The organism is Dictyobacter alpinus, assembly GCF_003967575.1.
Taxonomy (GTDB): domain Bacteria; phylum Chloroflexota; class Ktedonobacteria; order Ktedonobacterales; family Ktedonobacteraceae; genus Dictyobacter; species Dictyobacter alpinus.
Window position 1 is genome coordinate 5,150,780 of sequence record NZ_BIFT01000001.1, and the last position, 13,391, is coordinate 5,164,170.

The following is a 13,391-nucleotide window of genomic DNA, read 5'->3' on the forward strand; positions in this document are numbered from 1 at the left end:
TCGTACAGCGGCATAAAAAATCCTTTTGTTGTATCTATCTATCTTTCTTAGGCAAAGAATAACATAGACTCTGCAAGAAGTAAACCTGGTTGCTGCTGTATACCAAGATCCGGTGCAGTAAGCATGATCAACTTCTGTTTTATTATGGCCGATATCTAAAATCATTTATTACATCTTTCAATATAATGAAGAGTTCTGTGCCACCCCAAAGACTTGTGAATACAAAACCCACTATGCCCATAATCAAAGGAAAGTAAAAATTGCTCAAATCACTGCGAGGTGTTATCACTTCTGCATTGTAGGGATTATCCCGACGATAGGTTACATTGAGTTCTTTCCCTCTATATTGCTGGCATGTTGCCTCATCCGCAGCGGTGTCATTGAAATAGATGTTGTAGCCTTGCTCTGTGGCCCGGGTATGAAAGCGGACTACGGTTTTGCATTCGCTACTGTCAGCGCTAGTCACAAAATCTGCCTGGATGACCTTGCCCTTGATGGTGTCGGTGGCACCTGGATTCTGTAGTCCCTGATGAAAGTTCCATAAGTCAATGGTCGTGTATAGAAGGAATGTGGCAATGCCGAACATTATGAGTACCACTAAAATGTGCGCCCATTGCTCCTTTAAAAAATCAATCATATTTCTTCCCCCTTTCCCTTAATATTGATGACGTTTTTTGCATGAGAATATAAAAATATGCTTGATTTCTTGTTAGTCAGCTTATGGATTCTGGTGCGTAAGAACTCATGTTAAATACATTCCATGTGGATAGACCGTCTTCCTGTCAACTTGCTTGTGCGCCCATTAGATAGGAACATAGAGAGAGTAGCCCTCATATTTGATGTAACGGTATTTCTGTAACTGCTTCGCTTTCTGTTGTTCTTGAATGAATTTTAGATCGTATGATGATCTATAGAGGAACAGGTAGGCAGGCTTCGCAGTCTCTTGCACGGCGCGTCTATAAGGGGGATAGCGATTCATGCCCGGCTTGAAATCTTCTGCCAGTATGCTACACATAATCTTTTCATGGCTCTGGAAGATCAAGCGATTACAGGTCCAATATTCTGTATAGAGGCGGGTGACCCCGAGGGTTTGTAGACGTTCAACGAGCTTTGTTTGTTGCGCGGAAAAGTGTTGTGCCTGTGTGATATCGCTAAAGGTCTCCACTATACCAATCAAAAATATACCTGTAATCAGTAGCAAAATACCCACACTGGCACTGGACCGTAGTAGAGCGGGTATGTGGCTGGATTTTACTGTACGTGTAGTGTGTGTGTGTGGCCAGAGTTGCCATAAGACAACTGGAATTGATAGGAGCAGGCACACCAGATAGCGTGCGGCAATCTGGGGCTCTGCGGCCGCGGACATACTGGTCGCATACAGAACAACTGTGATGCCACAGCTAAGCAGTATCATCAGGCGGCTATAGTCAAGGATCTGTTTTTGCCGGAACTGAGACTGAGACTGGAGGGCAACGGCTGAGGGCTGTTTTCTTGCGCGCAGAATATTGCTTGCGGCCCGCCATACTGCCAGTGTCCATAAAACAAGGTAGCCAAGGCTCCAACCAGCCTGGAGGAATGTGCACTGTGCATTGAATTTTCCCAGGATTGGAAATGCATCTGGCTTACAGAGATATGGATAACCAGTCGCGCCAGGGATGCTGACGAAGAAGATACCGGCGATCTTTTGGAGCAATGAATAACTTTTGCCATCGCTGGCATTAATAAATCCAGCCATATTGGCGATTATATTTTGATCGAAGGGGGCCGTTACATTATAAATAATCATTGGCGCTATGCCGACACAAAGGCCGACCAGTAAAACTATACCTGGTAGAGAGAAGAGATCTTTTCTAGAAAAGAGGAGCAGGAGCACCAGCCCTGTCGCGATAAATGGGAGGATGAGTAGATCGGCCCATATGGCAAGACCCATTATCAAGCCCAGTAAAAAGTATAAAAAAATTCGCTTTATGCTGAATCTTTCCCTGGACGTCTCAGTAGCGGACCAGATTATTTGTGCTACCAGTATACAGATCAGCATGGCCAGTAGTGGTAGTTCGGGATAGCCACCAATCGCTTTTAATTGCCGTCCAATTATATCTTTTGAACCGGCAGCAAGTAGAAGACAAATAAATAATGCAAAATTTTTAGTATAGAGGAAGCGCGTATGATAGTATATCGCTACCAAAAAAGCACCAAACAATAATAATAAGCCAATCCGTAAAGCTGGTAAGGATGGTCCTGTGAGCTGAAAAAAAGGGGCGGCGATATATGCTTCTATGGCACCCATATAGCCTTGTCCATAAAACATCGCCGGCCATTCTCCATGTTGTGTAATGTGCATGGCCATCAGCCCCATTATTGCTTCATCACTGTTCGTCGTTGGCCAGGTATTTATGATCAGAAAGAAGCGAGTTGATAGTGCAACCAGAATTATCATGAAGAGCAGCAGCCACGATATATTCTTTTGCTTTTGCGTTTTTTGCATAATCAGTAAGAGGTGTGTGTGTAAATTTCTTAAAATGAATGCAGTATTACCAGCTATCTTTAACATGAACGAGAACTTTCCTTCTTGTTTACTTTATCATACGCAGTATTTACTCTGCGATCTTCTCTTTATTGTTTCATTTCTGATGATGGAGATACAGGCATCGCATAAAATAATGTATCATACATCCGATTTGTAAAATAGTAATTATGGATTTTCATCATAAAATAGTTGTAGCTAAAAATCAATGGCATTGCTGCCACGCTCATGACACACTTGAAATAGTGGATAGTAACTATTCAGGCCTGGTCGATGCCCGGGATATTAATCAGGTTTGTAGTGTGACGGTGCAGAAAATTGTCGGCTCAGCCGACAATTTTCTGCACCGTCACACTACCATTTTTTTTTGCTTTGCGAAGCGGCGCAAGCGTATTTGTGCTCAAGGGGGTTATAAATAGGTATGTAATTAATTATATGTAGTAAATATAGCCGCATATAACGAGGAAAATACTTGCTTTTAACTATTGCAGACGTTGCAATTGCGTGGTATGCTACCGGCATAAAATGGAAAATCGCTTGATTGGGGATGGTGGTGTGGGTGAGAACTCCAAATTCAGTTCAGCTTTTTATATCAATTGGCAGTCACTGACTCTTCCAATATTCCCGCAGCCGCACAAGGTCTTCTGGACGATCCGGCCGTCCATTTTTGGTGTGCAGTGCCAGCGTATATCGGCTCATGCACCCTCACTAATCTCTTCAGCGATTCGTTTTGCCTGTCGCAGACGCAACTACTTCGTGCCCCCCCCGGTGACGAATGTCAGTGTGTCCTTTGAAACGCAATTGTGAACGCCGCTCAAGCGCGGCTAGCGAAGCTCACACAATTGAAAGGAGTTGCCTTTGAAACGCAATTGTGAACGCCGCTCAAGCGCGGCTAGCGAAGCTCACACAATTGAAAGGAGTTGCCTTTGAAACGCAATTGTGAACGCCGCTCAAGCGCGGCTAGCGAAGCTCACACAATTGAAAGGAGTTGCCTTTGAAGCCCAATCGTGAATGGCCGCCTATATGACTGAGCGGAGTGCCGTATAAAAAAAAGGCTGTGCCAGGAAGAGGGTAAATGATCTGTCAAATCCCAACCCCTACCGGCACTCTCACCTGTTGAAGAGCATAGCAGTCGCTATGCAAGCAGTCAATGCAATGTTGGATCAATTCCGGATTTTCGGAATTGCAGGTACATCTATGTCCAAATTAGACATTTTTTATTGACATTTAGAGGACATTTTGTGTCCAAAAGCAGGAGGATAAATCATGAACATGACCGTGTCGAGCGCTAAGTCAGTAGAAACTATCGATGATATTGCCATAGGAGGGCTGAATCGCTATCACTGCTATCCACAAGGCTCGTCGCAGTCTGATCTGACTCCGATTCCACTAGAGGTTGAACTCTGGTATCCTCAGACAGGTATCACCGAATGGCAATATTCCTTTGTACGGATCATCTTGTTGACCGGCGACTATGAGCAGCCTCGGCGCCGCCTGGAACTCTCGGCACTTACGCGCCGTTATGGCCTCTCCGAGCGCCAGATCCGGCGTAAGCTGGAGGCTATGGTCAGGAATGGACATCTGCTCATGCATAAGTGTTACGATTGCTATGGTCGCCTCGAAACCTTTTACGAGTTTGATTGCACGCCATTCCTTGAGCAGATCGCGGCCCTGGTCGCCACGGACCAGAGCTACCGGTCGGTCACGTCGTGTCCTCATATCCTTGAGGATAGTACGGACACAGTTGACGATATATCCCCATATACTGATGACACATATGTCCCGCCCGCAGTGTGTGTTGATGGCATTTCTGTCAATGAGCTCCGCCAGCCGGTCAATTGTGTCATGGACAAAAATGACAATAGAGCCATATCAATGACAGAAATGTCCATGCCAACCATGGTTTTGAGCTCAATGACAGAAATGTCATCAGTGGCAGATGAGCCAACTGCTCTTTTTCCTTCGAGTAACTCGAACTCGAGTTATAATAATAACTATAATAATAATTATATTACTTCGAATTCGAATGCCGTTTCTCCCTCTGACAATTGTGGACAGACACAGACAGACATAGCGTTCTTCCCACAATCTCCAGCCGAAGAGCCCGTGGTAGTGGAGAGCACACTACAGGGTGAGGAACTTGAGGCCACTGCAAAATCTGAGCGTCAGTTGATCGATGATTTACTGGCCGCTAGCTGGCAACTGACAGACGAGCAGCCAGGCTCAAATATCCTGACCACCATGCGCTATATCTCCCGTGAGTTAGGCGATGATGCGCCCCGCTCATCGCTCACCCGTGCCCACAAGCTCTACCGCCACCTGCTCCTGCTCAATCAGCAGGACGACGAATACACCATGCTTGACCCTGATTACTACTTTGCCGAAATACTGCTAGCCGTACGTGAGCGGCTGCGTGGTGTCCGCTTCCGCTGTAAAAATTCCCGTGGAAAGCCCAATGGAATGCCGCTCTTCTTCACTGAACTTGAACGTGAGGTCATCCAACTCGTTGATCGTGTCTTTGTGTTGCGCGGTTACGGCGATGATGATTCTCAGCCCGGTCAGCAGAGCAGTTATCAGTCCCAGCAAGAAAAACTCTGGGGCCGCCAGGAGGTCCAGGAGCCAGTGCTCAACTTGAACGACCTTCATGCTATTTCCGATCAGATCGATCAGTACACCTTCACAGACCAGCAACTGGTTGATGAGAAGCGCCGTCTGCAGCAGCCCTTAAGCGCGCAATATGAGCAGGACCTGCTGGCCGGCCGCCTGTCCGATCATGAACGTGAGCAGATCCTGGTCTCGGTCCGACTGGGGCTCTACTATGAAGAGATCGAGCGCCGCGAACGAAACGCGGCCCTGTAATGCTGTGCTGATTGTACTGTACTTTACTGAAATATGAGAAGGACAATACCAATTATGATGACACAATATATCATGCCAACCCGGCAGGCCTATTCCCGCTGGTGCCGCACCCTCCAGTGGCACAACGATTGGGTAGTACTGGCTACCGAAGACATCGTGATTACCGGCCAGCGTGCTGAAGCTATCGCCGTTGCCGTCGTTGATCACCAGGGAGAGGTCATCTTCGAGCGTATGTTTCGTCCCTACTCCAGTAATCAGGGCCGCCTCCTGGACGACGATATAGACGACCTGCTCACCTTCGCGCAGATCTGGTCCGATCTTAATGATGTCTTGCTTAACAAAACCATCATTAGCTATGGGGCACTCTATAACTCGCAACTCCTGACGCGTACCGCCGCCCTGCGTGATATGACCATGCCTGAACATATCTGGCACTGTGCCATGGTTGCCTACACCGAATACCAGGCCGAGTTCTCCCCCCAGGGCAGTCCCTGTCAATGGCCCAGCCTGATCCAGGTCTGCCAACGCCACCATATTCCTCGCCCGAGCGGTCAGGGCACCAGAGCCCGCGCCGACGCCTGCGCCACCTGGCAACTGCTACGCATCGGAGCCCGCTCTCCTGACATCAGATTCCCAAAACCGATGTGATAAATAAAAGATTTTTGCGTCTACTAAAACAGGAGGATATGCAAAGCATTATCGCATGTAAAATAGAATAGGAGATGCCTATCATGGAACAGTGGGAATACTTGCACGTTGGTCTGGATGCCGGAGAAGTAGAGACGGTTACTAGCCGCTATGGTCTGGAGGGCTGGGAGCTTGTTAGTGTGCTTGTTATGCGCTATTGCAGAGACCCGCGTATGCTGATTGGCGAGGCCCTGGAAGCCGAAAGGTTTGCCGCCGTCTTCAAGCGGCGCATCCCCGACTTCGAGAGTGTCTAAGCAAGCTACTGGAATTCCTATAGTCAAGAGGAAGTGCCCACACTATAGGGGATCCGTGGGTAGCTCCCACCGCTCCTGGAGATGCTGGATAGCCGCGAGGGCATCCAGCAAGCTCACATCGGTGCATTGCCGATAGTAGCGTATGGCGAGCAGGGCATAGCCAGACTCCAGAAGAAAGCGTAGCGCCTGTGGATCAGGATCGTGCGGACCTGTTTCAAGTAGTTCGGTTTTGCCATCCGCGATCATCTGCTCGATCTGTTGGATTACTTCACGCGCTACGTCTGCTGGAGAGCCGGTGCTGAAGCTGAAGTAGGCTATCGCGTCCTCGCGGCAATTAGCCTGTAGCAGGAAATAGACCACCAGCGGATCCGCGTGGCCGGGTCCGCTGGTCTCTGTATTCAGGCCAAAGTAGGTGATTGCCTCCACTGCCTCCTGCCAGGAGCAGGATTCCTGTTCCTGGTAGAGCGCGATCGCCCGAGCACGTAGCATGTAGAGCAGTGTCGTCTGTGGCTGTACCAGTGTCTGCACCAGCTCTATTCGTTGTCCAATCAGTCCATGTCGCGCCTGTCCCTGTTGCAGTTGATCAGCTATGAGTGGCGTATGCTCCCGAAATATCTTCGGCTGCCGTGGCCTGGTTACTTTAGCTTGCCGCAAAGATGGCGTGGACCGTGGAGATGACTCTCGCCGTGCGCGACTGGCTAGCATAGAAGGCACAAAGACCAGCAAAAAAATGATCACAATATCAAGTAGCAGCCAGGCCATAAAATTCCAGCCCTTCTCAAGTTATGCACATCATCATTCGTAGCACGTATCGTATCATATATTGAAGAGTATGTACATATTATTCAGACAGGTTGTATTCTTATAGCCTTTTAAATGTGCCTTTACACAGATCAAGCGAAGCGAGCCAGGCGCTGGCCGAAATCCTTGACCTTTGGTGCCTTCCCATGGGTATCGATCGTACAGCCCTCCTGCTCTAGCCGGGCGGCATGACCATCGACGCCACCCGGAAAACTTGAGAAGAGGCCGCCGCTACTTTTGATCACGCGCCAGTAAGCGACCTGCTGGTTGGGATCATTCGCCAGCGCCTTGAGCGAGTTTTTGGTAGTAATTGGACAGGTCCCCTCGACCTCAAATTGTGCTGTAAGCGTCTTTGTGAGCTGGTTTGTCGTCATCAACTGCTGTTCCGGTATACTCATAATGACCGCCGCGATGGTCGCGGGACATGGTAGTAGCATTTTTCCCGGGCCACCAAAGAACTTGATACGCTCGGCAGGGATATCAACGATCTTGTCTTCTTGCATTATCATGATAATCTCCTCTCAGTCAGAAAGATCTGAGTTTTACGACATAGTATCTACTACTTCTCAACAAGATATTGGGTTCCGGTAATAAAGTATAATCCCTCCAGCGACTTGAGAGTCAAGGCATAGCAGAATTCCAGCCGTTTATGCGCGGTGGTGGGAATTGTACAAGGCTTTTTCATGTTCGCCTGGAGATAGCAGGGAAATCACTCGCAAGCGATCAGATGTACATTATTTCAGGTGTGGAGTGTGTGGCGCGCGGCTGCAGCCGCGCGCCACACCCCCCAACCCGGCGCCGCAGGCGCCAAAAAGGAACATGAAAAAGCCCTGGGCGTTGTATTGGTTGGGTTGCTTTTCGGGAATAGCTGTGATAAAAAAGAGGCGTAGTTATTAGTAAGAGAAATGGCTGTATTGATCGATGAAAACAAAAAATCAACTTTTTTCTCACCTGCTGGCCGCTGTCTGTGCCATCCTTGTGATCATTGTGGATCAGTGGACAAAAAATCTGGTGGTTGCGCGCCTGAGTCCGCCGGATAGTGGGAAGCTTGTCCCGCTAGTAGGGGATTATCTGTCATTGTATTATATCCAGAACTGGAACTCAGCCATGGGCCTCTTCAGCAATCCGATTCTGCTGACCGTGCTGATCGCCGTGGCATTGATCGTTCTGCTCTATTTATATATACGCTGGTTTAGCCGTGGGCCCGCCATCTATAAAATCCTCTTCGGCCTGATCCTGGGGGGCGCGATCGGCAATCTCATGGACCGCTTTATCCGTGGTGGTTATGTTGTCGACTTTATCTATTTCCGCATCCCACAACTCAACTTCAAATTCTATATATTCAATGTTGCCGATGCAGCCATTTCGGTCGCCGTCCTGCTCCTCTTTGTCTTGCTACTTTTCAGTGATATCCGCCAGGCCAGAAAACCTGAACCCGTCATGAGCGACGCTCAAGCCGCTGACACATCCAGGTCCAAGCCATCATAGCTCTGCACAGCCAGCAGTAATAGTACATCTGGCTTGCCAGGCGTGGTTTTCGCCATTTCTGTGTTTACAAAGTAGTATTACTATCGTCCACTGCCCTGCTCCAGGCAGTGGACATTATATAAGCATTGGCTAATAGACACCCGGACGGAAGCGCGCATACATGCGTTCACGTTCGGGGAACTCCAGAAATCCTACCAGTTCGTTCATTGCTTGATTCCATTCATTGAGCAACACATGCTGTGCAGACACCACCGCCTGGCGTTGATTCAGGATCTTTATCACCCGAAACCACGAATTTTGCGCCAGCATGCGTTCCAGCAACTCATTCATCTGATCCTCAAGATAGCGGATCCGCACCGTTAAATCCTCCACACGTCGCAACGCCTCCTCATATGTCGTTGCCCTCATCAGCGCACCTCCGATACATACAGCAGCAAATAAACGCCTACCCAAAACCATCATCCTTTATTCTCAGCTTATCTCTCTCGACCCGCCATGTCAAACACAGCCAGTGCGCCTCCCAGCGCCACCAGCCTCGGCAAAAAATGTATGGCATCTGGTTTATCGTTGTGTTCCATCACTCACACTACTATAGTTTTTGTATAAACTCTACAGTTAGAGCATACAAATATTGTTTTGGCATCTTCGTATACTGTATATGGAACATAATTGTATAGCGAAAAAAATGGAAAGATGTTTTGTAAAAGTAGAAAGGTTTTTGCGGGATAAGGATTTATTTTTCGCATGGTTGTGTATGAGAAGCGTAAAGCCATTCCTGATTTCCCGACAATGGAGGTATATTTGTATGTTACGTCTCACATTCCTTGTGTGCTGTGTCATGATTGGAACGTTACTGATTGGACCCTTACCAGGCTCTACGTTAGCTGCTCACGTACCTGGTCACTCTTCTGATGTGCCTCTCGTAAAGGGAATTAACTCTAGCGTACAATCCATCGTCGTCTTTGTTTCACACTCGACAAATACCTGTGCGGTAACACTGGTAGTGAATTCGAATGGTGATGTGGTTGTTTTGAGGTGTGAAAAAACGGCGGTAGAACAGCCGCCAGCCGTAGTTGTGGCGAAATTATTTAGTGATGTCATTACGGCCCCACCATTATCAAATCTTCCTTCGGCCCATCCATGCGTGAAATCCCCATCCTTTGGAACCAGCACAGTTATTACCTTTGCCGCGCAAGTAAGTCCTGATGTATCCTGTTCGCGTGATACGATTGGCCTGACCCTTTATCATGATGTCTATGATATCCTGTCCAGTATATAGACTTTGCATTTGATGCGCGTTGTTTTTCGCAGATCATAGTTTATAAATGAGAGTAGCTGAGCCTGCTCTTGTGGAGGAAAGGGAAGGTCGTATGGTTACATTAGCATTACGTTTCATATTCTGTGCCTGCTGCTTGATGATTGGAGCCTTGTGGACCAGTCCTGTCGCGGCCCACGTGTCACCTGCTGTTCTATTTCGTCATGTTCAGCAGAGCGAGGTAGCCGCAAGAAAGACCGTCGATCCTTTTGATACGCTCGTTGTTCTTATCTCACGTTCAACAAATACTTGTGCCGTCACGATGACGGTGAGTTCAGGTGGTACCATTTCTCTCGTACGTTGCAATAGAACAACCACCCATCAACTTTCTGAGGTGACGGTGTCGAAATTCTTTGACGACGTCAATTCTGCCACCCCTCTGACTAGCCTTACTGAGAGAAGGAACTGCATCAAGCCAGTCTCCTTTGCGACAACCACCCATATCGTCTATGGAACCCAGATCAGCCCCGATATCTCCTGCTCCGGTGACGATATGGGACAGAAACTGTATCACGACGTCTTTTCTATTCTCTCATCTCTATAAGGATATTACATCACGCGAGCCGATCGTATGCCGCGTGAGCGCGTATAACGCTCACGCGACGTACGATTGGCCTGCTCCTCACGTCATATCGTCCAGGGTACCTGGCGCTTCATGTACTTATGTCAGGTGAGCATGAGCAAACAATTCGGACCAGTTGTTTGAGTGTAGTAGATGGTTGAAGCCGCTCTCTCCCGTGCCGGGCCAGATGTTGGCTTGATATGGATACCAGCCAACCAGTGCGCGCAAGATAAAAGCCTTGAAGTCAGGCTCATGCCCATAGCCGGCGAAAAGATCCAGCCACCAGTTACTCTCCGTAGTTAGACACTGGGCCGCTGCCAGACAGAAAGCCACCACATCTGACAGACAATCGCCGGCCGAAGCCACCTCCATATCCAGTACCGCCGCCACCTGCCAGTGTGTATCCTGTTGTCGCATCAGGATCTGGTCCGCCTTAAAATCTCCCTGCGTGAAGCGAGGTTTCGTATAGTCTAAATAGAGATACTCTGGCATTTCATCGATACAGGCTTCAAGCTGCGTGAGCAGGGGAGCTGAGAGCTCGTTGCTGTGAGCCTGGATCCAGGTGCGTGTCTCCTGCTGACGTGTCGTGAGGGACCAGATGAAGTGCTGCCATTGATCCTCGTGGGGTGGGGCCGCAGGTCCATCGTCGATGATATAGCCGGGATAGCGAAAATGGATCGTGTGCATCTGGCGCAGATAGGCGCCGACCGCATAGAGCATCTCCTGTATTTGCTGTGGCGTCGCGCGTTTGAATAGCTGCTGGAGTGGTTCGCCCTGCACCTCACGTGTCAACAGAAACGACCGTCCCACTGGATTGGAGCGGCCTACACCGACCAGCATTACTTCAGGGGCTGCTAATCCATGATCGGCCAAAATCTTCCACGCGCTCGCCTCATGGCGTGCCGAATAGCCCGTCTCCGCATCATCCTGAGGATACCAATCCTTTGTATGTACCTTCAAATAAAATGTCTGGCCCGCACACACCAGGCGGTATGTATGATTATAATCTCGCACCTGCGCCACCTGTACCGGACCGCGCAGATCCAGCAATCCCAGCACATCCTCAGCCTGCTGCAACGAAAGCGTAAACTCATCCAACATAAAGGATCCTTCCTGTCAAAAGAAACAATAGAAGCACAAGAATGTATGTTTGGTCCTTGTACCTGATAAGTCTCACATAGTGATCCTACGCATTTTGGGCGCCACACGCGAGCGGATCGTACGCCGAGTGAGCGCTACACGCGAGCGGATCGTACGCCGAGTGAGCGCCACACGCGAGCGGATCGTACGCCGAGTGAGCGCTACACGCGAGCGGATCGTACGCCGAGTGAGCGCCACACGCAAGGCCGCACTGCTGGGTTTACGTGGGCCAGCGTGCGAGAACGACCCGCAGTGCTGTGGCGCCTACACGAATCATGCTTGGTGTTGCCGGGTAGAGCAGGGACGTGTGTATGGTGGGATGTTCCATTATCCCCCTTCCCTTGCGAACAAGATCCCCCATCATGATTCGTGTAGGCGCCACAGGCATGCGATGCTTTCTAAGCACGTATCGCCGTTGCCAAGCCGCATGCCGGCCTCGCGTGTGGCGCCCACTCCACGTACGATTGGCCCGCTCCTCACGCCCACTCCACGTACGATTGGCCTGCTTCTCACATCTTATCATCCAGGTCACTCTTCCCTTCATTAAAACGAATCAGGTGATCAGGTTGGATCAGAGTGCAATGTAGAAGAACCAATTGGCCGTAAGGGCCAAATCTACGTGTTGTGTTGCGCCTGCATATAATAATCATACATGAATATGGCCTGGATTGTTAGTCGCTTGTGGGCTGGTCCATTCTGTGCGTATGATGGGATGTAGTATGTTGTTGTTATTGCGAAAGGATTAGTGTTGCGTGTCTGGTAATCAGAGTAGGCCGAAGGTTGTGGTGACCCATTGGATTCATGATGAGGTGGTTGCGTTGTTGGAGCGCTATGGTGAGGTGGTGGTGAATGAGACGCGGGAGACGTTGCCGCGCGCGGAGATTCTGCGTCGGGCGCGGGATGCTCAGGCGTTGATGGCGTTTATGCCAGATCATGTGGATGAGGAGTTTCTGACGGCCTGTCCGCGGTTGCGCGTGGTGTCGGCGGCTCTGAAGGGCTATGATAATTTTGATGTTGATGCCTGTACGCGCCATGGTGTCCAGTTGACGATTGTGCCGGATATCTTGACGGTTCCGACCGCCGAACTGGCACTGGGCCTGCTGCTCTCGCTGACCCGCCATTTGCATGAGGGGGATCACTTTATGCGTAGCGGCGGCTTCCAGGGCTGGCGGCCGCACTTCTATGGGACGGCTCTGACCGGTCGCACTGTTGGTATTGTCGGCATGGGTGCCGTGGGTCGGGCATTGGCCCGCCGCCTGTCTGGTTTTGATGTTGACATCCTCTACGCCGACCGCCTCCGGCTTGATCCAGCTAAAGAAACCAGCCTGTCTGCCAGCTATACTCCTTTCGAGGAACTACTGGAGCGTAGCGACATCATCTTCCCGCTTCTCCCTTTGACGCCCCAGACCCTGCATCTCTTCGATGCGGCCTGCCTGGCCCGTATGCAGCGGGGGGCTATCCTCGTCAATGTTGGGCGTGGCTCCCTGGTCGATGAAGAGGCGGTGGCGGCCGCCTTGCAGAGTGGCCAGCTCGCCGGCTATGCCGCGGACGTCTTTGAGATGGAAGATTGGGCGCGGCCCGACCATCCACGACAGGTTCCACAGGTCTTGCTGGATGATACTACCCACACCTGCTTTACGCCCCACCTGGGTTCAGCCGTGGACGAGTTTCGCCTCGCCATCGAACTGGAGGCCGCCCATAATATCATCCAGACCCTCCAGGGACAAAAGCCAGCCGGCGCGATCAATTGCCCTCGCTGAC

Annotated in this window: 13 protein-coding genes; 7 read left to right on the forward strand and 6 right to left on the reverse strand. The window is 50.0% G+C overall.

The annotated features are described in order from the left end of the window. Positions 1-142: 142 nt before the first annotated feature. Both EL633_RS20260 and EL633_RS20265 read right to left on the reverse strand, forming a co-directional pair. A complete protein-coding gene (locus tag EL633_RS20260) occupies positions 143-637 on the reverse strand; it encodes a DUF3592 domain-containing protein (protein ID WP_126628930.1) in 495 nt (164 codons plus the stop codon). A gap of 165 nt (positions 638-802) precedes the next feature. Continuing rightward, on the reverse strand, positions 803-2,551 hold the full coding sequence (locus EL633_RS20265) for an ArnT family glycosyltransferase (RefSeq protein WP_126628931.1): 1,749 nt from the start codon (positions 2,549-2,551) through the stop codon (positions 803-805). A 1,239-nt stretch (positions 2,552-3,790) separates the two neighbouring features. Here EL633_RS20265 and EL633_RS20270 point away from each other — a divergent pair. The 3 genes from EL633_RS20270 (at position 3,791) to EL633_RS20280 (ending at position 6,324) form a co-directional block, all read left to right on the forward strand. Continuing rightward, positions 3,791-5,383: a hypothetical protein gene (locus EL633_RS20270; RefSeq protein ID WP_126628932.1), complete on the forward strand. Its 1,593-nt coding sequence runs from the start codon at positions 3,791-3,793 to the stop codon at positions 5,381-5,383. Between the two features lie 54 nt (positions 5,384-5,437). Continuing rightward, complete coding sequence (locus tag EL633_RS20275; protein WP_126628933.1) at positions 5,438-6,031, forward strand: hypothetical protein; 594 nt, start codon at positions 5,438-5,440, stop codon at positions 6,029-6,031. A gap of 83 nt (positions 6,032-6,114) precedes the next feature. Then, entirely contained in the window at positions 6,115-6,324 is a 210-nt protein-coding gene (locus EL633_RS20280; protein WP_126628934.1) for a hypothetical protein, read from the forward strand. Positions 6,325-6,366: 42 nt separating this feature from the next. Here EL633_RS20280 and EL633_RS20285 read toward each other — a convergent pair whose 3' ends face one another. Further along, entirely contained in the window at positions 6,367-7,086 is a 720-nt protein-coding gene (locus EL633_RS20285; RefSeq protein ID WP_126628935.1) for a hypothetical protein, read from the reverse strand. A 131-nt stretch (positions 7,087-7,217) separates the two neighbouring features. Further along, a complete protein-coding gene (locus EL633_RS20290) occupies positions 7,218-7,634 on the reverse strand; it encodes an MGMT family protein (protein WP_126628936.1) in 417 nt (138 codons plus the stop codon). A gap of 412 nt (positions 7,635-8,046) precedes the next feature. On the opposite strand from EL633_RS20290, the gene lspA reads away from it, so the two are divergent. Continuing rightward, entirely contained in the window at positions 8,047-8,613 is a 567-nt protein-coding gene (gene lspA / locus EL633_RS20295; protein ID WP_126628937.1) for a signal peptidase II, read from the forward strand. Between the two features lie 129 nt (positions 8,614-8,742). Here the strand turns inward: lspA and EL633_RS20300 are convergent, their stop codons facing one another. Continuing rightward, positions 8,743-9,021, reverse strand: a complete 279-nt coding sequence (locus tag EL633_RS20300) for a hypothetical protein (protein WP_126628938.1) — start codon at positions 9,019-9,021, stop codon at positions 8,743-8,745. 397 nt (positions 9,022-9,418) lie between these two features. On the opposite strand from EL633_RS20300, the gene EL633_RS20305 reads away from it, so the two are divergent. Further along, positions 9,419-9,892, forward strand: coding sequence for a hypothetical protein (locus tag EL633_RS20305; RefSeq protein ID WP_126628939.1), 474 nt, complete (start codon positions 9,419-9,421; stop codon positions 9,890-9,892). 91 nt (positions 9,893-9,983) lie between these two features. Then, positions 9,984-10,472, forward strand: a complete 489-nt coding sequence (locus tag EL633_RS20310) for a hypothetical protein (protein ID WP_126628940.1) — start codon at positions 9,984-9,986, stop codon at positions 10,470-10,472. Between the two features lie 117 nt (positions 10,473-10,589). Here the strand turns inward: EL633_RS20310 and EL633_RS20315 are convergent, their stop codons facing one another. After that, complete coding sequence (locus EL633_RS20315) at positions 10,590-11,591, reverse strand: phosphotransferase family protein (protein ID WP_126628941.1); 1,002 nt, start codon at positions 11,589-11,591, stop codon at positions 10,590-10,592. A 791-nt stretch (positions 11,592-12,382) separates the two neighbouring features. On the opposite strand from EL633_RS20315, the gene EL633_RS20320 reads away from it, so the two are divergent. Beyond that, the gene (locus tag EL633_RS20320; RefSeq protein ID WP_126628942.1) at positions 12,383-13,390 is read left to right on the forward strand and encodes a phosphonate dehydrogenase; all 1,008 of its coding nucleotides are present in this window, start codon (positions 12,383-12,385) and stop codon (positions 13,388-13,390) included. Position 13,391: the final 1 nt, after the last annotated feature.